Source organism: Caballeronia sp. GAFFF2 (genome assembly GCF_023631485.1).
Lineage (GTDB): Bacteria > Pseudomonadota > Gammaproteobacteria > Burkholderiales > Burkholderiaceae > Caballeronia.
In genome coordinates this window covers 29,930-49,770 of record NZ_JALQDA010000054.1, presented here as the reverse complement: position 1 = coordinate 49,770, position 19,841 = coordinate 29,930, and the positions used below count along the sequence as shown (strand labels likewise).

Genomic DNA, 19,841 nt, shown 5'->3' with positions numbered 1-19,841 from the left:
CATCGACTGGATAACATGGGTCGAACATTGCGATCGCGACGCTGCCCGATCGAGCAAGGTCAACTAGTTGCACGATGGGCCGCCCCTTCTTCCGAGACACGAGGCCGTAGAATGATCGCCGCGGTGAGCAGGGTGAGCGAAACGAATGCCGCCAGAGCAAGCATTCCACTTGAGAAGCTTCCGGTATGCTCCTTTAGCATGCCAACCGCGTAAGGTGCGAAGAAGCCGGGCAAATTGCCAATCGAACTGATGATCGCGATTCCGGCCGGCGCCTCTTCCCGCGTGAGCATTGTGGGTGGGATGGTCCGGAAAACCGGCAAATTGGCAAAGGCACCAAAGCCGCCGGCGATGAGCGCGGCCAGTCTGACGGGCGGATAGTCGGTCACGGCGGTGAGGACCAGCGCGAGGATCGCCACGATGCTGGGGATCATCAAATGCCAGCGCCGTTCGCACTTGCGATCGGACCGGGCGCCCCACAGCGAAATGCCTATGGCTGCGACAGCATAGGGGAGAGCGGAAAGTAGTCCAGTAACGGTGATGGACGTGCCGAACGCGTGAACGATTTGAGGAAGAAAGAAGGTTACGCCGTAATTCGCACAGACAATCCCGCAGTACACAAAGCCGAGAAGCCATACTCGCGGATTGCTCAGGGCACTCATTGAGGACGGCTCATGCTTTTCTGCCGCAAGTGTGGTCCGTAGCCAATGGCGCTCGTGCTCGTTGAGCCATGTGGCGTCCTCCGGGCGATCGACGAGCCATTTCAGCAATGCTGCGCCGAGGATCAGCGACGGTATCGCCTCTATGATGAAGAGCCATTGCCAGTTGGCGAGACCGTGGACACGGCCTAGACTCAGGATGAATCCGGACAGGGGTGCACCGATTATCGACGATGCAGGAATGGCGATGGCGAACGCGCCAATGATGCGCCCGCGATAAGCAGCGGGAAACCAGTGCGTCAGATAGAAGATGACGCCTGGAAAGAAGCCGGCCTCTGCCACTCCGAGAAGCAAGCGTAACGAGAGGAATTGCGGGGTCGTTCGCACGAAGGCAAAGAGAAGCGAGATGATTCCCCATGTCAGCATGATTCGAGCGAACCAACGGCGCGCGCCAAAACGGCGCAGCGCTAGGTTGCTAGGCACTTCGAACGCGACGTAGCCCAGGAAGAAGATCCCGGCTCCGGCGCCGAACGCGGACGGCGATAGTCCTAGATCGTCATTCATCGACAAGGCGGCAAAACTCAAGTTGATGCGGTCCAGATAGGCCGCGAAGTAGCACAGCATGAGCAGTGGAATCAAATGTCGCCTGATCTTGGCGATGGTCTCGTCCGGGCTGACACCCATATATCTCTCCCGTTTTCCTCGATGCACAAGGCAACGAGCAGTCTGCTGCGAACAAAGCACCATTGAGTTATCTGCGCACGTCGGACGCTCTCGTCGATATCTATTCGGCTGACTTCAATGGCCGGACGCGTGGTTCGCAGCGTCTCGGTTTGAATTCGAGTCGAACAGGCTGGTCATTGGAGCGTTTGAGGTTGCTGTTTCGCGCGCGGTTACTCGTGCACCGGAGCCCACGCGAATGCATCGGGACGGTGCGCCAGCACCGCACCGGAGCTAAGCAGGGAATCGAGTGCGTCGTCGCTGATGCCGACCGAACGCAACACGTCCAGCGAGTGCTCGCCGAGTTCGGGCAGAGGCGAAGACTCGAGAGCTTCACCGTCCGGTGCACGCGGAAACTCAGGTACGTCGAATACGAGGCCACGGTAGTCGACCTCTCTGAGTTTTCCCGGAAACCGCGCTTGAGGCGCATCGAGAACGCGCTCGAGCGGGACGACCTCGGTGAAGCCGACGCCTGCCGCCGTCAGCTGCAACGAGAGCTCGTCGAACGTATGTCGTTGAATCGCATCACGCACGATGCGCTCAACTTTGTCCCGCGCTTTCTTGCGTAGCCTCAGCGTTGCGAGCGAAGCGTCTTCTGTCTCAGGCAGTTGCAGCGCCTTACAGAACCTCAGCCAATGGCCGTCGTTAAGGATAAGAAGATATCCCCAGCGGCTATCCGACGTGAGGTAAGCCCCGTAACCTGGCATGCTAAATTCGCCGTGAGGCTCCCGCTCGGGGCGGCCCAGCAACTGTGTCTTCAGCTGTACGCCCACCAGATCGCGGGATGCGACATGCAGGCCAGTCTCATACAATCCCACCTCGACATGCTTGCGAGCATTCGGTGAGTCAATGCGCAGCATCTCCGCGAGCATACCGATCACCGCATAGGCGCCTGCGAACTGATCGTGGTATGACGGGCCCAAACGGCTCGGACGCCCGTTGTTTCGATTCGTCTCCATGACCCCCGTCGACGCTTCCGCCACGGGATTCGAGGCAAGGTCTTCTTCCTGCGGCCCCGCTGCATAGCCACGAATGTGGCAGTAAATGAGCCGTGGATTAGCCGCTTCACACTCTTTGCGCGTGACGCCGAGTTTTCGTGCTGCTTTGGGCGCGAGGTTGTGAACGAGGCCATCGGCGGTCGCGAGCAATTTCATTAGAGCCTCTCTTGCGCCAGGCTTGCTCAGATCCATGCACACGCTCTTCTTGCCATGACTGTAGGCGATGAGCGTCCCGCTCGGACCGCCTCGCACCAAGCTGCGCGTGGGGTCGCCATTGGGCGGTTCCACCTTGATGATCTCCGCACCCAGCTGGGCAAGGATGTGCGTGGCGAATGGCGCGGCCAGCATGCTGCCCAGTTCGATGACGCGTCGGCCTGCTAGAGGTGCGGTGCCCATGTCCAGTCGCTCCGAATTGGTAAAGAATGCATTCTATGCGCTCATCGACAACACAAAAAGCGCTGATTACACAGTATAAACCCGGTGTTGTCGGCTGTTCCTCCATGCATATAATGCATTCTTAACGGTGCAACCACGGAAAGCCAAAGTGAAAAGAAGATCTTTCGTCATGTGCGGTATTGCAAGCGTGCTCGGCAGTTCGCTTGCACTGGTTCGGGCGCAGGAGCGCAGCTCAGGTATAGATGGCGCAGCCAAGATCGTTACCGTGGGCGCCTTTACTCCTATCAGCGGACCCGTGCCGTTTTATGCCGTTCTGACCAATGCGGCCGACGCATGCTTCAAGTGGTCAAATGACACTAACGCGCTCGGTGGCTGGAAGATCCGCTATGTCACGTTCGATGACGGCTACGAGCCGGCCCGAAGCGTTGCCGTCACGCGCCGCCTTGTCGAGGAAACTGGAATATTCGCGTTGGCGGCGCCGATCGGTACGCCGCAAACCCAGGCGGTCATTCCTTATGCGAAAGAAGTGGGCTTGCCGATGATCGGACCGATCGGCGGGGCAAGCGTGCTGTTTTCGGAGCGGCTGTCGTTTCCCTTGCTTCCAGACTACGGATGGTCTGCCGCGTCCAATCTCGAGTACGCGCTCAACCACCTCAAGCTTTCGAGGATCGCCCTGCTGTGGGAAAACGACGAGCTTGGCCGTTCGGCGAAGGCGGGCTTCGATCATTATCTGGGGTCTGTCAATAAATCAGCCGCCGCGTCCATACCTTTCGAGGTGCGCAACACGGATTTCACACCGCATATTCGGAAGATCGCAGAGGCACAAGCAGAGGCTGTGATTCTGTTCGGCTCGAACTCGAACCTTGCTGCGGCGCTAAAGTCCGCCGACCGAATCGGTTTCGACGCCAAATGGATGGCGCCTTTCTTTACGGCGGATCCGACTACCCGAAAGCTCGCAGGATCCCTGCTGGACGGCGTGAATTTCTCGTCCTGGCTCTTACCTGTATCAGCGAGCGATCGCCAAGTGAAGGCTTATCGCGAGGCGATCTCCAAGTACTATCCATCCGATCCCGTCGGCGTCTTCGGGCTCAACGGATGGAGTAATGGAATGTTATTCGTGAAGGGTTTCCAGATGCTGCTTTCGAGCGGAAAGCCGATTACCCGGGAGAATCTGGTCGCTGTCATGGAGACGATGCGCAATCAGTCGGTGGGCGGCGCGAAAGGCGTGAGTTTCGAGCCGGGAGATCACCGCGGCGCGCGTCAAGAAGCAATCATCCAGGCCACGAGCGATGGTGGATTCAAGCTCGTGCGGGATTTCAGTCCCTACCCGCCGCAAATTTTCAATTCGAAGACTGCATGAATAATCTAGCCATGACAAATGAATTCGAGGCCTGGATCGGCCGCGAGGAACAGCATGAAGGCCCGATATCCGCGTCGACTGCCCGGGCAATGGCCGCGACGCTCGGACTCGATGCGGCCCTTGTCGACGGAGACGCACTGCCGCCGGGATGGCATTGGCTCTACTTCAACGCGATGGTGCCGCGCAGTGTACTCGGCCCGGACGGGCATCCGCGTCGGGGCGGTTTCTTGCCGCCTATTGTCTTGCCGCGCCGTATGTGGGCGGGCAGCAGGATCCGTTATGTGTCGCCGTTGCCAGTGGGGGCGCATGTCACTAAAACAAGCCGCATTCTCAAGATCGAAAACAAGGCTGGAAAGCGCGGCTCGCTCTGGTTTGTGACCGTGCTTCATACGCTCGAAACCGAGGGGAGAGCGTGCATCGTAGAGGAGCAGGATATCGTCTTTCGCGAACCATCCTCTCCCGGATCGAACCCGGCTCCAGCGCCCGAACCTCATGCCGAGCAGGCTGAATGGTCGTCGACGTTCGAACCTGACACGACTTTGCTCTTCCGATATTCTGCACTGACCTTCAATGGACATCGCATTCACTATGATCAGGCGTATGCGAAACACAACGAAGGTTATCGGGATCTCGTCGTGCACGGTCCGCTTACGTCGACGCTCTTGCAGCAGTTCGCCCTCGAATGCGGCGGAGGGCGCCAACTCGCCCGTTTCGACTTTCGCGGTGTCAATCCGTTGTTCGTGGATCGGGCGTTTGCGCTCGAGGGGCGCGCTTCCGGCGACGGTAGCGTAGCAATGTGGGCACGGGGGCCCGATGGCGAACTGGCAATGTCCGCTATCGCATCTTTCAAGTAAGTGGTTTTGAATCTACAGAACAGGAGACATCGGCATGGCGCAACATCTAAGCGGTCCCGCGAACCTTGAAGGCCAAACGGTACTCATCACCGGCGGCGCCGGCGGCATGGGCGTCGCCATTGCAAATACCTTTAGGGACGCGGGGGCTCGCGTGATCGCAACCGATAGGGCAAAGCATCAGGACATCGGCTCGGGAATTCAGTATCGGCAATACGACGTCACGTCACGCGATCAGACCGACTCGGTCATCGATGCCGTCGTCGCAGAACATGGCCGGATCGACATTCTGGTCTTGTGCGCAGGCATCATCGCTCGCACACCGTTGGGCGACAGTACTGACGAAGAGTGGGACGCAATCATGTCGGTGAATGTGCGGGGCGTCGTGAACCCGACTCGCAAGCTATTCCCGCTGATGTGCAATCGGGGCTACGGCAAGATCCTGGCAGCGGGGTCCATTGCTGCGAAGAACGGAGGCGTAGCGTCAGGCCCCGCCTATGTATCCGCGAAGGCCGCGGTGCACGGCATGATGCGCTGGATAGCGAAGGCCGGCGCGCCGCACGGCGTCTATGCGAACGTCCTCGCGCCCGGCCCGGTCGAAACCGCCATGTGGTCGAGCGTGACAAGCAATGCGGCACCCTCCGCGAACGCCACCGTTCCGCTGGGACGTTATGGTACTTCTCAGGATATCGCTCAGGCAGCGCTGTTCCTGTGTTCGCCGGCATCGAACTGGATTACGGGCACGTCACTGGATATCAGTGGCGGCATGTGGATGGACTAAGGAGAGGAATGTCTGCTATGTCAGAGTCAATTATCGGCTTCGTGGGTCTTGGCGTCATGGGTGGCCCGATGTGTCGGAACATCGCTGCGAAGCACGGTGCCGAGGTTATCGCCTTTGACAGTCATGCGGCGGCCTTCGACATTCTCGAAGGGACCACGGCTCGCCGCGCCGGGAGCTTGAGCGAAGTGGCGGAAGCGGCAGACGTTGTTTTTTTGTCGCTCCCCGGCGGCCCCGCAGTGGAAGCGGTGTGCCTGGGCCCGGACGGTTTGTCCAGCGGCAGGCGGCAGCCCATGGTAGTTGTCGATCTCAGCACTACGACCGTGGCAAGCGCGCGCGCTGTCGGCCGCGCGCTTGCCGAACGAAACATCGAGTTTGCAGACGCTCCCGTTGCGCGGACCCGCGAAGCGGCGCAACGCGGGGAACTCAGCATCATGGTTGGCGCGAGCGAGTCGTTGTTCACGCGGATGGCTCCGCTGCTTCGCTATATCGGTACCGATGTCACACACTGCGGAGACGTCGGATGCGGGCAGGTGGTGAAGCTGATCAACAACGCGCTGGTCTTCGAGCATACCGTGGCCCTCGCGGAGATGATGGTGCTGGGCGAACGCGCGGGCGTCGAGCCGGCCACGCTGCTCGACGCCGTCTCGAAGGGCTCCGGCGATAGCTTCGTGTTGCGGAACCATGGCCGCAAGGCCATGTTGCCGCGGACCTTTCCCGAGAAATCGTTCCCATCGGAATACGTGCTCAAGGATATTGGCTACGTGCTGGAGCTCGCACGGCAGACCGAGTCTTCAGTGCGCGTTGCTGAACTCGCTCAGGCCTATTACGAGGCGACAGCGCGTGACGGTTATGCTGGCCGGTATTTCCCGGCGGTGATCGAGGTGATAGATCGAGGCGCAGCGCTTCCTAGAGACCGGGACCTACCGGGGACGTCGACATGACGAACTTTCTTGGCCTCGTCTGGGCGGGTGTCGTGAGCGGATGTCTGTACGCGCTCGGGGCGATCGGGCTCGTGATGGTATTCAAGAGCTCGAAAGTCGTGAACTTCGCGCACGGCAATCTTGCGGGCCTCGGCGCATTCTTCGTGTACGGCTTTACTGCCGGCAAGTTTGCTGACCTCAGCTGGGGCGCCGCCTTGCCCGTGACGCTCATCGCCGTGGTGGCGCTCACGGGTTTGAGCGGTGCGATCATTGCACCGCTCGTAGCAAAATCCGACCTCACCAGCACGATCGCCACCCTTGGCATCGGTCTGATCGTGCAAGGTGCGACCCAATTGACGTTCGGCTCGGAGGTCGTCGCGCTCGATCTGCCCTTGCCGTCCTGGCGAACGCACATCGGCGCCATCCGGGTCACGTCTTATGACCTCGCCGTCGTGACGATTACCGTTGGCATTGTCATCGCGCTCCACCTGATAATTGATAAGACGCGTATTGGCGTCGCGTTTCGAGCCGTGTCTGACAATCCCTTTGCCAGCCGGGTGTGCGGGCTTCGGCTCACGAGAATACAGCTGTTCTCATGGATCGTGTCCGGCGTGCTCGGGCTTGTCGCGTCGCTGCTGATCGTGCCGACCACATTTCTCTCATCGACGAGCGTCGCTTCATTCATGTTGCAGGCATTCGCCGCCGCAGTCGTTGGAGGATTCTCGAGCCTGGGAGGCGCCATCGTGGGCGGCCTTCTGGTGGGAGTTCTGATGAACCTGCTGTCGTTCTACTTCTCGTCCGAATTTACGAGCACCTATCTGTTGCTGTTGATACTGGTCGTGCTGACGCTGTTTCCCAGGGGTGTATTGGCAGTCCGTGGAGGCGCCCGTGCCTGATGTATCGATGCAATCCGAAGCAGTTGCAAAGCAGGTTGGCTCAAGCCGGAGCGGGTCGGATAGCCGAAGCCGGAGCCGGATGGGCAAGCTTAGCCCGGTCCTGGTTGTCGTGCTGCTGCTCTTGCCAATCATGGGCCACGGGTACTGGATTTACACGTTGGGCCTTTCGTTCGCGAACGCCATCGCAATACTGTCGGTCAGCTTTCTCGTGCGCTACAGCGGTGAGGTGTCGATCGGCCACGGCGTGTTTGTTGCGGTGGGCGCCTATGCCGTCGCGTTATGCGAACGTTATGCAGGCGTCTCGCTTGCCGCCAGCTTGCCGCTCGCGGTGATTCTCGGTGCGCTGCTCGGGCTCGTCTTTGCGTTTCCCTCGCGCAAGCTCTCCGGCATCTCCCTGGCGGTCGTCACCATGGCGCTCGCGCTCGCACTGCCGGAACTCCTTCTACATTTTTCGAAGATATCGGGCGGATACGAAGGGTTATACGTCAAGCTTCCGTTAATTCCGCTCGGCCCCGACGCTCTGCAGCGTTATTACGTTCCGCTGTTTTGCTTGCTTGCCGTCGTCGCTGTCTTGCGACATTTTCGCCAATCACGTCAGGCGATGGCAATGCTGCTCGCCCGGACGTCGAGTCATGCGGCGGAATCGTTCGGTATCGGTCGCAGTTGGGCGCGTCTTTCGTGCATGGCGATCAGCACCGCAATCGCTTCATTGGCAGGCGCGCTGCAAGCCTTCAGTTCGTCGACGGTCTCGCCCAACAGCTTCACGATGTGGACATCCATTTTCCTCTTGGTGGGATCGGTGGTCAGCATGTACTCGCTGTCGCTCGTCGGCGGGTTGATAGGCGGCTTGTTTCTGACGCTGATACCGCTGCTGCTGGCGGGCGCGGGCAATTGGGTGCCGGTGCTCTATGGAGCGGCGCTGCTCGCAGTGGTGCTCGCCGCAAACGTCCTGCCGAGCCTGCGTCTTCACACGAATGGAGGCAAAAAGTGATGGCCGCCGAGATCCGTCATGCAGCGTCGGCACAGGCCTTGATCGTAAGTGACCTGGCGTTGTCGTTTGGCGGAAATTTCGTCTTGAAGGACGTCAACGTGTGCTTCGAGCCGGGTCAGATAACCGGATTGATCGGGCCGAATGGCGCGGGTAAGACAAGCTTTTTCAACTGTTTGACGGGTCTCTATTCCCCGCAGCGAGGTTCGATTCTCTTCGGCGATACGCGCGTGGACAGGTGGCTGCCCATGCAAAGAGCGGCGGTCGGCTTCTCGCGCAGCTTTCAACACGTTGCGTTGAGTGCGGAGTTGACGATTGTAGAGAATGTAATGGTCGGGCTCGACACGCATTCGAGGGCCGGCTGGAGCGAGGCATTTCTTCCCCTTCCCAAGGGAAGCACGGAGCGCAATCGCAATCGAAGTCGTGCGATGGAGGCGTTGGAGCATCTGGCTATCGCGGAAACCGCCGATTTTTTTCCCGCGGCGTTGCCGCCCGGCGTGCTCCGTCTGGCCGAAATCGCCCGCGCCATGGTCGGCTCGCCGCATGTGCTTTTGCTGGACGAACCCGCAGCGGGACTCAACTCTGTCGAGACGCGCGATCTGGCCGTGGGGTTGCGAAAACTTCGTTCGAAGGACCTGGTTCTGGTGGTCGTCGAGCACGACATGGATCTGATCATGGATGTTTGCGACACGATTCACGTCCTCAGCGCCGGCCGGTTGCTCGTGTCCGGCAGTCCCGCGCATGTCCGCACGCATCCGGAGGTCGTGCGCGTGTACCTGGGAGATGACGGTGAGTGAGTCTTCGAATGCCCTTCTGACAGTGAACGGGCTATGTGTCAGATACGGCGCGGGACCCGTCGTACACGATGCGGCGTTTTCGCTCGGACATGCCTCGGTCGGAGCACTGCTGGGTACGAACGGTGCAGGGAAATCCAGCGTCTTGCGCGCCATAGCCGGGCTCGCCGCATCGCAGGGGAAGATCGTCTTCGATGGGACCGACATCAGCCATACGACCGCGGCAGCGCGCTTTCGGCGGGGCGTCGTGTACGTGCCTGAAGGACGGGCCATCGTGACGGACTTGTCGGTGCGCGAGAATCTCGTCCTCGGCGCTTATTTCGTCGACAGGTCTACGCGCGAACGTCGCAAGGAGATGGTTCTCGAATTCTTTCCGGAGATCGCGAATCGACTGCGCGTACCGGCAGGCCTGCTTAGCGGCGGTGAGCAGCAGATGCTGGCGATCGGCCGCGGGCTGATGTCCGGTCCGCGCTTGCTTCTGCTGGACGAACCTTCCCTCGGGCTGGCGCCGCTACTTGTTGCACGCGTGTACGACAGGCTGGCACGGATTCAGAGCGAGCAGCGGCTGACTGTCTTGCTCGTCGAGCAAAGCTTTCACGTCGCGGCGAAGCTGGCGTCGCACGCATGGGTGATGCGTCACGGAGCCGTGGTGGGTCACCTCGACGAGACCTTGCTCCGAAGTAAAGAAGGAAGGCTGCGGGCCATCGACGCCTATCTTGGCGCCCGAATCCAAGATTCGGGCGGCGCGACCGCACATCAATAGCGAGAGGATCGGTACATGGAAACCAAACTCGAAGGCGGCCTCATGGCAGAAGGGCTGTCGTTTCCGGAAGGACCCATAGCCTTGAACGACGGAAGCGTGTTAGTTGTCGAGATCGCGGGGGCGCGCCTCACCCGTGTTTTGCCGGACGGGCGATTACAGGTGGTGGCTGTACTGGGCGGCGGCCCCAACGGAGCGGCGCTGGGGCCCGACGGACACTGCTATGTCTGCAATAACGGTGGATTCAGCTGGCGTACGGATGATGGCTTCACGCGTCCCACCGGTGCGGCCGCCGACTACCGCGGTGGGGCCATTCAGCGCGTGAATCTGGCATCGGGGAGCGCGGATACACTCTATACCCATTGCGACGGCATCCCCCTTCACGGGCCGAACGATATCGTCTTCGATGCTGACGGCGGTTTCTGGTTCACCGATTTCGGAAAGACCTTCGAAGACCGGATGATGCGCGGCGCGATCTACTACGCTCGGGCCGATGGAAGCAGCATCGTCCGGGCAGCCCATCCGGTGCTCACGCCCAACGGCATCGGCTTATCGCCGGATGGTCAAACCCTGTATGTCAGCGAAACCGAGACGTGTCGACTATGGGCTTATCCGGTGACTGGTCGAGGAATGCTTGCTCAGGAGGCATGGCCTTCCCCCAACGGCGGCCGGCTCGTTCATGGTCTTCCCGGTTATCAGCGCTTCGATTCGCTTGCCGTGGAAGAGAACGGGAACGTCTGCGTCGCGACACTCGTACGTGGCGGCATCAGCGTGTTCACTCCTGCCGGACAGTTAATCGAATTCTATCGGGCTCCGGAAAGCTACTGCACCAACATCTGTTTTGGCGGCGCTGACCGGCGAACCGCATTCATCACACTGTCAGGTTATGGGCAGTTATATGCCGCGCGTTGGCCCCGGCCAGGTTTGACATTGTTCGCTTGAATCCTGCCTACTGACGAAGGCAAAAATGGAATCACCGAAATAGGCGGGCTGTGAAAAGCAGCCGCAGGCATCGTGCCGTCTCGACATCGAGAATGCATTATCCACCGGTCCCGGTTTTCCCGCATGACAAGCAAGAAAAGCCGAAAGCCGCGTAAGAAAAAATATTTGATAGCTTGAGTCGGGGCCAATGCGTCGAAGCTTGCGTACTAGTAGTTCACTCACTTTTTAGGAGAGCAAACGTGGAAACAACTTTGAACCCCGTACAGTCCGATGTCGGAAATGCGCCCGCCGAAGGCCGTATCACTGACGAAGCCGTTGCTGAAGCAAGAAAAATGATTGGCTTGCATCTGCGTCCCGAGGGTCCATATCTGCAGGACGCAACCGCAGACACGCTGCGCAACTGGTGCAATGGCATCGGCGATTTGAATCCGCTCTACCGCGATTACGGCTACGGCAGAGGCACGCGCTATGGCTCCATGGTCGGTCATCCGATGTTTCCGATGGCGTTCGGCTGGCTTGGCCGCACGCGCTGGGGGCTGCCTGGCGTGCATGGGTTCTACGCCGGAAACGACTGGGAGGTGTTTCGCCACGTCCGTCCCGACGATCGCATCACGGCCATCGAGCGAGTTGTAGGAGTCGAGGAGAAGGAGAGCAAGTTCTCCGGTCGCCTGATGCTTCAGTACGTAGAGGCTTGCTATTACAACCAGCGTAGCGAACTCGTCGCGCGTGCGCTTGGAACCTGCACTCGCCACGAGCGCAAGGCCGCACGGGATGCCGGCAAGTATAAGGAAATCGTCCAGCATGAGTACGATGACGAGGAGCGCGACCGCATCGATGAAATGGTGCTCAACGAGCCGAAACACATCCGCGGCGCGAACGTGCGTTATTGGGAGGACGTGCAGGAAGGCGAGGAACTGCCGACCATCGCGCGCGGTCCGCTCTCGTTGATGGACACGATGGGCTTTCTCGTCGGCTGTGGACGCGGACATACGCATGGCGTGGTGCTTCAAGCCGCGGTAAGGCATCCGGGTCACTTCTTCCGTAATCCGGAAGCCGGCGGCGGCGTGGAATACACTGGTATAGGTCATCATCGCGAGTCGGTCGCGAAGGAAGTCGGCGTGCCGGGAACCTATGATTACGGTCCCCAGCGTTCGTCGTGGATGTGTTCGCTGGTCACGAACTGGATGGGTGACGCCGGCTTCATCAAACGTGTGCGAACGGAGATGCGCCGCTTCAACATTATGGGCGACACGACGTATTGCAAGGGCAAGGTTATCCGAAAGTACGTGAAGGATAACGTCGGCCTAGTCGACATCGAGATTGCGGCAGTGAATCAGCGAGGCGAGGTGACGACGCCTGGCCTCGCGACGGTGGCGTTACCGTCGCGTAACGTCGAGTTGCCGGCTTTTATCGATGGCGCGAACATCGATCTCGAGCTTCCCACGGTGCGTTGAAGCACAAAGGACAAAGTCAATGCATACCGACGACGCACCGGACCAACCGTTTTTGCCGCTGGCAGGATGTCGTGTGATCGAGCGCTCGCGAACGGTGGCGGCCGCATATGCGGGGCGCATGCTCGCCGCACTGGGGGCGACTGTCATCATGCTGGAACCACCCGAGGGAAGCCGGCTGCGTCGCGCAACGCCCACACTGCCGGAGACAGGAGAAAGCGCGCTGTTTGCTTTCCTGGCTGCGGGAAAGCGCAGTCTGATTTGCGACGCGTCAACGACGGACGGACAGGGCTTACTCGAGCGCGAGCTCGACGGAGCACACATTTTTTTGGACGATACGCCCGTAAGCGAACTTGTCGCGCAGGGCGCGGACAGCGATTCCATCGGACGTCGCTATCCTGATCTTGTGCATGTATCGATCCTGCCCTTCGGCGCGTTCGGTCCCAAGGCGCATTGGGTGGGGGAAGAGATCAATGTGGTCCATGCAGGCGGCGAGGGCTTCCTTCTTCCGAACGGTCTTTCCGCCACGCTGTTTCCGAACCGGGCACCGTTGAAGATCTACGGACATTTCGCCAGTTTTCAGGGGGGATGCAGTGCCGCGATGTGCGCACTGTCCGCGTGGTGGTCGGTGCCACGTGTAGGCGGCCAGTTCGTCGATATCTCGGTTCAGGACGCGGCGTTGTCGGTAGGGGCGTTTGCACTGCAACGTCTCGGTGACGGATCGCTCGAACATCGCGGAACACGAAGTTTTCGATATGGTGGCGTGTTCGAGGCGCAGGATGGGTTCGTCGAACTTCTGACGCTAGAGGACCGCCAGTGGAGGAACCTCGTTGCACTGATGGATCACCCCGACTGGGCCACCGACCCGGCGTTGGATGATCCTCTCGAACGAAGTCGCAGAGGAGACGAAATCAACGTTCAGATCGCCCAGTGGACGAAGCTTCACAACGTCGAGATGATTGTCAGCCGTGCCCAGTCTCTTGGTGTTCCGGCAGCGAAATATCGGACGCCGGACGAGGTGTTGACAGGTGAGCACGAACGGTCACGCCAGTTGTTTTCGCAGGCGACACTCGAGAGCGGCGTGCAAGTCGACGTTCTCGTTGCCCCGTTCCAATTCCGCTGCACACCGCTGCAGCATCCGATGAACGTTCCTGCAGTGGGCGAATACGCTCGCGAGATTGTCCAATGACGACACTCCACGCTCCGCTTGCCGGCGTGCGCATCGCCGATTTCACGATTCACGCTGCAGGTCCTTTCTGCACGCATTTGCTCACGCAGTTGGGTGCCGAGTCGATCAAGATCGAAAGCCGTGCGAGACCGGACGCCTTCCGCAAACCGCATGCGGTCTATGGCAGGTTTGCTGCGGCAACGTTCGATCAGGTCTCGTCCAACAAGTTGTCCGTCCGCCTCAATCTGAAGCATCCCGAGGCGGTCGCCCTGGCTATGGGACTCATATCCATCTGCGAGGTCACGGCGGAAAGCTTTCGCCCAGGCGTCATGCAGCGTCTCGGACTCGACTTTGAGACTTTGCGAGCGCATAAGCCCGACATCGTGATGTTGTCGCTCTCGTCGTGCGGCCAGAGCGGACCCGACTCTCACTTCGCGGGCTATGCGCCCCTGTTCGGCGCCTGGGGAGGTCTCGGGTGGATGTCGGGATACCCTGACGGGCCGCCCGTCGAGATGCGGCATGTGATGGATCATTCGGCTGGCATGCATGCGGCCCTAGCGACCATCGCGGCACTTCATCAACAGCGCATGACCGGGCGTGCGCAGCATGTGGACCTGGCGGCCCGGGAAGTTGCGTCCGCAATGATCGGCGACGCCCTGGTCCTCGCAAGCGCTGGACACGCGGCCGATCGACCGGGGAATGGCGATACGGCTATGGTGCCTCATGGCGTGTTCGCCACCAACGCGCACGATCGCTGGCTGAGTCTTGCCGTTCGCGACGACAGCGAATGGCGTTCCCTGGTCGGCATCGTCGGCCCGTCCCTGGATGACCCGTCATTCTCGTCGCTGATGGGCCGTCGTCAGCACATCGATGTTCTGGAGACGCGCCTCACGGCCTGGCTCGCGACGCGCGATGCCGAAGACACCGCGCAACAGCTGCAAGCTGCGGGAATTCCGGCGCATGTGTCGTGGAACATGGAGGACATCGCTGGAGACCCGCATTTGCGAGCGCGTGGGGCGGTCGTCGAGGTTTCGAATAACAGTATTCCATCGCGTCCCGCCGTCGGCGCGCCAGCGCGGTTCTCCAGGACCGACGAGGTCGGCATCCGCACGCTGACGCCAGGTCTGGGACAAGATGAGGCATACGTGTTCGGTGAGTTACTGGGTCTTAGCTCGCAGCAGCGCGCTGATCTTGAATCGCGTGAAATCATTTATTGACCGCGGGAATTGAATTCTCCCGGGCACCCAAAAGGAACGTTGATGACAGACACTATTTTTCTGGTTCTCGACATGGAGAACGACTTGATTCACGCTGACGGGCCCAACGGTAAAAGCGGCTATGGCGAACAGGTGAGCAGCCGGGGAATCATCAAGCATACACGCACTGCCATCGACAAGGCTCGCGCAGTCGGCATTCCGATTGGCTTCGTCCGCGTCGGCTTTTCTCCCGACTACCGGGAATGTCCTGCCGACTCGCCGATCTTCTCCGGAGCGCGCAAGAACGGCCTTCTCAAGCTCGGTGCGTGGGGTACGGAAATTCATCCGGATCTCGGAAAACAGGACAAGGACTTCGATATCGTCAAGCATCGCGTGAGTCCATTCTATGCGACAAATCTGGAGGTCGTTCTGCGCATGCTCGGCACTCGGCATATCATCTGTTGTGGCGTTTCGACCAATGCGGTTGTCCAGGCGATGGTGCGCGAAGGACATGACCGTGATTTTCGAATCACGGTCCTTGAGGACTGCTGTTGCGCGCTGACGGCCGAAGAGCACGCCAGCGCCGTCCAGAATCTCAAGCGCTTTTGCTCTTGGTCGAACTCCGTCGAATACGCGTTCGAGTGACGCGCCGATGAATCTGACCTCACATAGTTATCTCTTCGTCCCGGGCAATCGGCCAGACCGCTTCTCAAAAGCCTTGCAAAGCGGCGCTCACGAAATCATCTTCGATCTGGAAGATGCCGTGCCCGCCGGCAAGAAGGCGGAAGCGCGCGAGGCGGTGATCCGCTGGCTCGATACAAACCGAAGCGGCATTGTGCGCATCAATGCGGCCGACACCGAGTGGTATGAAGATGACGTCCGGGCCTTGTCCGCGTTTAGAGATATTCGCGTGTTGTTGCCGAAAGCGAATCGTGCCGCGCTGGATCATACCGCCGGCTCGATGCCGAACCATCGGCTGATCGGCCTCGTGGAAACCGTGTCGGCCTACCTTGCCTTGCGCGACGTGGCGGGCGGGCGCGGACTCGAACGCCTGGCCTTTGGAAGCGTTGACTTCGCGACGGACAGCGGGATTAACGACACGAACGAAGCAATGACGGCCATTCGGACGCAGATTGTGCTTGAATCGCGTGCAGCCGGACTCGCGTCGCCACTCGATGGCGTCACCGTCGACTTTGCGGATGCCGAACGCAATCACCTGGAATCGCTCCGTGCTCGCGACTTCGGATTCGGAGGCAAACTGTGCATCCATCCGCTTCAGGTGACGGCCGTGAACGTAGCGTTCAGACCTTCGCCGGCAGAAATCGAGTGGGCGCGTCGGGTTGTTGCAGCGGCGGAAGAAAGCGGTGGCGCAGCGACTGCCGTAGGAGGAACGATGATCGATAAGCCCATGATCGAACGTGCGCGTGGCGTCATCCTAAGGCTCGGCCAGAACTACTTGCTTTAGAATGCGGGCTGGGCCGAAGGAGGCAGTCTGTGTACGGTCGTGCAATGAGTCAATTGCCTTCCTGATAGAGTCTTCTGGCAAAACTAACGAGCCGAACGTCAGCAATGGGTACAAAGGAAGATCAAGTCGCAGATTACTTGCGTGAGCGTATCATTTCGGGTGTCTACCCGCGCGGCTCAAGATTGAAGCAGGCAGAGATTGCCGAAGAACTCGGCTTGAGCATTACGCCAGTTCGCGAGGCCCTCAAGCTTCTCGAAGCGGAGGGTTATGTCGGCGGTGATTCCTATCGCGGAGCACGGGTGGTTCCGTTCGATCCGGCCGCCTCTGCAGAGATACTGGGCTTGCGCGTGTGGCTCGAGACTCAGCTCGTAAAAGGGGCAACAGAAAAGATCAAGGCTCAGGATCTCGTGGAGCTTCGCGAACTTGCCGATGCATTTGCAAACGCGTTCGAAAGGGGCGACCGCCCCAACGCACGCGGGATCAACTATCGATTTCACCGCCGGCTGTACGATATAGCGGACATGCCGCAGACTCTGCATTTCACGCAGATTCTCTGGGCGCGTTATCCGTTCGATATTATTAATGCGGCAGAGAATCGCGGAGAAGACGCCGTCGATGAACACGAAGAGATTTTGCAGGCACTTGCAGCCGGCGACGTAACGGGGGCCATGCTTGCCATGCGCAAGCACATCGAGTCTGGCTGGTCCGTACTCAAATCAGTACGCGTCTAACGCCATTTTCGCCGGACGGCCGGAAGTTGGCTGCGAATCGCCAACAGCATGGCAAGGTCCTGCAACGGTCGTAAGTCAAGTCAGCAAAACATGCAGACAGCGCGATTTCGAATGGACTGATGGCTGCTCCAATAGCACGACTTGACATAGATAACGTATGCGCTCTTTGCAGCAGCCGACTCCGGAAAGAACTCGCCACTGCACGATGATTTCGAGATCATTCGAAAAGCTACGGCGCACTTCGTGAAGGGGTCGCGGTGAAGTACGCCTGGATCGACGAGCACCGCAACCAGTTCAGCGTTACTCGGCTGGGTCATATCCTGACGGTGTCGCGCAGCAGATATTTCCAGTGGCGTAAGGCGAGCTAAGTCAGCGAGCACAGGCCAACGCCGCGCTTGATTGGGAGGCGGCAGAGATTCACCGCGCAAGCCGTGGCAGCTACGGCCGTCAATATGCAAGCCGGGCGTAACGGAAACTGGCTGCCGACTTCTAGATGAATGCTTTGATGAGCCGTCGCGCTAATGCACGGGACAACGCGCCAATGGAAAGTTTCTCTCCGCCTCCCGTTCGCTGATCGGGCGCGCCGATCGTGTGCTTATCACTTCGTGACTGTCGACTTTCCCAGTACTTTAGCACTGCGACTCCGTCGACTCTAATTGCCGAACGTTGCTACGGGCACTCCGAGCCGACGCGCGGCTTCGTGCCGCCCGACCGATTCGGCAAGTCTAATCGCCTCGACCTTGAACTCGTTCGTGTATTGCCGCTTTGGCACCAGCTTCTCTAACATTCGAACCTCCGTACAAACAAAAATTAGCAAAATTCTGCGGTACGTGAAATCGAGGCACGGTCACCTCGTTCCAGCGTGTCAATATTAGTCGGTCGTGCAGCAAGCGCCTCTCGCGATATGGCGCGGCTCCTACACACTCAATGTTAGAGCGACGCATCGAGGCTTCAGCGTTCGTGCCACTCGCCAAGCATTGCTGTCAATCGTACTGTCAAAATAATTACACGAAGCGCCCGCGGTTTACTCCCAGCTGGAGGCTTGTCTGGATATCGTCGACTGGTCGAGGGCAACTACAGTCGACAACGCGGGCACACCTCTATCGATCTCTGCACTCCAGTCGAATACTAGGTCAGGACTATTGCTGCATGATTTTCCGTACGTAGAAACGAGGCAGGATCTCCTTGATAGGTTACACAGATCCCAACGGAGCACCTAACGAGCCGTCATTGCCAAGCGGGTATTCCCGTGACCGAACCACTTGCCTACCGGGTAAGGTCAGCAGCGGTAGTGACTCTAGCCCAGCTTGGTCAATCGGAGTCGATAAACCGCACATCATCGCGTGGATCGGCATTGCGCTCACACTCGCATCGTGGTCGAGCTGGCTGTGCGATCGTGAACGGCGACTCTCGAAAGGACAACAATCGTTGAAACGATGACTCAAGTTCGTAAAGTTTCGTAAAAGGCGGTTTCGCGGGATATCTTGATTTGCGATATATCTGGATATACGCTCCTCTGCATGCAACACAGGAGCCGAGTTCGTCCTACAAGCGCCGTTTTCCTGTCGGACGGCGGCACCGAGCGCCATCATCTTCACCACGACAAGTGTCACCATGGCCGGTTCTTCGACTACGGCGAACTGCACCTGCCTCTTCTCGCGATGATTACCGAGCGACCGCGTCACGGTTACCAACTAATCAACGCGATCGAAGAGCGCATGGAGGGCTGCCATACCCCAAGCCTCGGGTGATGTATGCGACTCTCGCGTGGCTGGATGACACGGGCTTTGCCGCACCGCTTGCCGAAGGTTCGAGCCGCAAGTGTTACCGCATTACACCGGAAGGCCAGGCATTCCTCGTGGCGAATCGTGCGGCAGCAGACGAACTCTAGTCGCGTAATGGGCCGCCCAAGGCGCCTGATTGTGATGACGTTCCGTCGCTGATGGAGAAAGCATTGGAAGAGCTTAAACGCGCCATGCCTCTTCGTCTCCAGCAGGGTTCAATCGATCCGATGGCCGCCGCCATCGACGCTGGACTGCATGCGGCAGTTCAGGCCATCCATACCAGCGGTAAACTATCCGCTTTTCCAACATCGATATATCACATGTCACGAAATCACGCTCCAACCTCTACCGTAAGCCCAATTAAGGACAAGCGCGTCCTCGACATGCTCGAGCGCCTGAACGCGTCGCGGCGTTTTCCTTCCGCCCAATCGTTCGACGGTCCGTCCCGAACGGATGCCGAGGCGTTCGCCGATTATGGCTTTTCCATCCATCCCGACCAAGGCGATCTGATATACGTGCTCTGTCGCGGCATGGGTGCGCGGCGGGTCGTGGATTTTGCAACGTCGATCGGCATGTCCGCGCTCTACTTCGCAGCGGCGGTGCGCGACAACGGCGGAGGTCTTGTCATCGGTTCGGAACTGGTCGCATTCAAGGCAGAAGTGGCCTGGGCGAATCTCAATGAAGCGGGCCTCGCCGATTATGCCGATATCCGCGTCGGCGATGCCAGGCAAACTCTGCGCGACCTTGGCGGCCCCGTCGACTTCGCGCTGATCGACGGCTGGCCTGCGCCCGAGGGACCATCGCTCGCGCGCGAAGTCATTGAGATCGTTGCGCCGCAGTTGCGTGTCGGCGGTTATGTTCTCAATGACAATGCGGAACCGGATTTTCTCGATTACATTCGCGATCCGGCCAACGGCTTCATCTCGATGACGCTGCCGATCAAAGGCAGCACGGAACTCGCACTGAAGATCAAGTGAAAGACGC

General features: G+C 59.5%; 19 protein-coding genes and 2 pseudogenes. 18 read left to right on the top strand and 3 right to left on the bottom strand.

The window, feature by feature from the left end; translation table 11 throughout:
- Nucleotides 1–59 precede the first annotated feature (59 nt).
- Together NCT04_RS32940 and NCT04_RS32935 are read right to left on the bottom strand one after the other, a co-directional pair.
- On the bottom strand, nt 60–1,340 hold the full coding sequence (locus NCT04_RS32940; protein ID WP_250470013.1) for an MFS transporter: 1,281 nt from the start codon (nt 1,338–1,340) through the stop codon (nt 60–62).
- Between the two features lie 209 nt (nt 1,341–1,549).
- Nucleotides 1,550–2,770 carry a CaiB/BaiF CoA transferase family protein gene (locus NCT04_RS32935; protein ID WP_250470012.1) on the bottom strand — a complete coding sequence of 407 codons (1,221 nt, stop codon included), beginning with the start codon at nt 2,768–2,770 and terminating at the stop codon, nt 1,550–1,552.
- A 148-nt stretch (nt 2,771–2,918) separates the two neighbouring features.
- On the opposite strand from NCT04_RS32935, the gene NCT04_RS32930 reads away from it, so the two are divergent.
- The 16 genes and pseudogenes from NCT04_RS32930 to NCT04_RS32855 all read left to right on the top strand — a co-directional run.
- Nucleotides 2,919–4,130 carry an ABC transporter substrate-binding protein gene (locus NCT04_RS32930; RefSeq protein ID WP_250470011.1) on the top strand — a complete coding sequence of 404 codons (1,212 nt, stop codon included), beginning with the start codon at nt 2,919–2,921 and terminating at the stop codon, nt 4,128–4,130.
- The gene (locus NCT04_RS32925; protein WP_350030054.1) at nt 4,127–4,984 is read left to right on the top strand and encodes an HTD2 family dehydratase; all 858 of its coding nucleotides are present in this window, start codon (nt 4,127–4,129) and stop codon (nt 4,982–4,984) included. Before NCT04_RS32930 ends, NCT04_RS32925 begins: the two co-directional genes overlap by 4 nt.
- Nucleotides 4,985–5,018: 34 nt before the next feature.
- The gene (locus NCT04_RS32920) at nt 5,019–5,762 is read left to right on the top strand and encodes an SDR family NAD(P)-dependent oxidoreductase (protein ID WP_250470009.1); all 744 of its coding nucleotides are present in this window, start codon (nt 5,019–5,021) and stop codon (nt 5,760–5,762) included.
- 17 nt (nt 5,763–5,779) lie between these two features.
- Nucleotides 5,780–6,703, top strand: a complete 924-nt coding sequence (locus NCT04_RS32915) for an NAD(P)-dependent oxidoreductase (protein ID WP_250470008.1) — start codon at nt 5,780–5,782, stop codon at nt 6,701–6,703.
- A complete protein-coding gene (locus NCT04_RS32910; protein WP_250470007.1) occupies nt 6,700–7,578 on the top strand; it encodes a branched-chain amino acid ABC transporter permease in 879 nt (292 codons plus the stop codon). The genes NCT04_RS32915 and NCT04_RS32910 overlap by 4 nt, the downstream gene beginning before the upstream one ends.
- A gap of 79 nt (nt 7,579–7,657) precedes the next feature.
- The gene (locus NCT04_RS32905) at nt 7,658–8,569 is read left to right on the top strand and encodes a branched-chain amino acid ABC transporter permease (RefSeq protein WP_250470006.1); all 912 of its coding nucleotides are present in this window, start codon (nt 7,658–7,660) and stop codon (nt 8,567–8,569) included.
- A complete protein-coding gene (locus NCT04_RS32900; RefSeq protein ID WP_250470005.1) occupies nt 8,569–9,363 on the top strand; it encodes an ABC transporter ATP-binding protein in 795 nt (264 codons plus the stop codon). The genes NCT04_RS32905 and NCT04_RS32900 overlap by 1 nt, the downstream gene beginning before the upstream one ends.
- Nucleotides 9,350–10,123, top strand: a complete 774-nt coding sequence (locus tag NCT04_RS32895; RefSeq protein ID WP_250470057.1) for an ABC transporter ATP-binding protein — start codon at nt 9,350–9,352, stop codon at nt 10,121–10,123. Before NCT04_RS32900 ends, NCT04_RS32895 begins: the two co-directional genes overlap by 14 nt.
- 15 nt (nt 10,124–10,138) lie before the next feature.
- Nucleotides 10,139–11,062: an SMP-30/gluconolactonase/LRE family protein gene (locus NCT04_RS32890; protein WP_250470004.1), complete on the top strand. Its 924-nt coding sequence runs from the start codon at nt 10,139–10,141 to the stop codon at nt 11,060–11,062.
- Between the two features lie 239 nt (nt 11,063–11,301).
- Nucleotides 11,302–12,516 (top strand): FAS1-like dehydratase domain-containing protein, encoded by a 1,215-nt coding sequence (locus tag NCT04_RS32885; protein ID WP_250470003.1) that lies wholly within the window; start codon nt 11,302–11,304, stop codon nt 12,514–12,516.
- A gap of 19 nt (nt 12,517–12,535) precedes the next feature.
- The gene (locus NCT04_RS32880; RefSeq protein ID WP_250470002.1) at nt 12,536–13,702 is read left to right on the top strand and encodes a CoA transferase; all 1,167 of its coding nucleotides are present in this window, start codon (nt 12,536–12,538) and stop codon (nt 13,700–13,702) included.
- On the top strand, nt 13,699–14,898 hold the full coding sequence (locus tag NCT04_RS32875) for a CaiB/BaiF CoA transferase family protein (protein ID WP_250470001.1): 1,200 nt from the start codon (nt 13,699–13,701) through the stop codon (nt 14,896–14,898). Before NCT04_RS32880 ends, NCT04_RS32875 begins: the two co-directional genes overlap by 4 nt.
- Nucleotides 14,899–14,940: 42 nt before the next feature.
- A complete protein-coding gene (locus NCT04_RS32870; protein WP_250470000.1) occupies nt 14,941–15,522 on the top strand; it encodes a cysteine hydrolase family protein in 582 nt (193 codons plus the stop codon).
- A gap of 7 nt (nt 15,523–15,529) precedes the next feature.
- Nucleotides 15,530–16,342, top strand: a complete 813-nt coding sequence (locus NCT04_RS32865; protein WP_250469999.1) for an HpcH/HpaI aldolase/citrate lyase family protein — start codon at nt 15,530–15,532, stop codon at nt 16,340–16,342.
- A gap of 104 nt (nt 16,343–16,446) precedes the next feature.
- On the top strand, nt 16,447–17,073 hold the full coding sequence (locus NCT04_RS32860; RefSeq protein WP_250469998.1) for a GntR family transcriptional regulator: 627 nt from the start codon (nt 16,447–16,449) through the stop codon (nt 17,071–17,073).
- Nucleotides 17,074–17,243: 170 nt separating this feature from the next.
- Nucleotides 17,244–17,521 (top strand): annotated as a pseudogene (locus NCT04_RS32855) (IS3-like element ISBvi3 family transposase); the annotation flags it as partial.
- Nucleotides 17,522–17,728: 207 nt separating this feature from the next.
- On the opposite strand, the pseudogene NCT04_RS34930 reads toward NCT04_RS32855, so the two are convergent.
- Nucleotides 17,729–17,860, bottom strand: a pseudogene (locus NCT04_RS34930) (transposase); the annotation flags it as partial.
- Nucleotides 17,861–18,823: 963 nt separating this feature from the next.
- Between NCT04_RS34930 and NCT04_RS32845 the strand changes: the two are divergent.
- Together NCT04_RS32845 and NCT04_RS32840 are read left to right on the top strand one after the other, a co-directional pair.
- Nucleotides 18,824–18,964, top strand: a complete 141-nt coding sequence (locus tag NCT04_RS32845; protein ID WP_250469997.1) for a P-loop NTPase family protein — start codon at nt 18,824–18,826, stop codon at nt 18,962–18,964.
- A gap of 63 nt (nt 18,965–19,027) precedes the next feature.
- Nucleotides 19,028–19,834 carry an O-methyltransferase gene (locus tag NCT04_RS32840; protein WP_250469996.1) on the top strand — a complete coding sequence of 269 codons (807 nt, stop codon included), beginning with the start codon at nt 19,028–19,030 and terminating at the stop codon, nt 19,832–19,834.
- Nucleotides 19,835–19,841 lie beyond the last annotated feature (7 nt).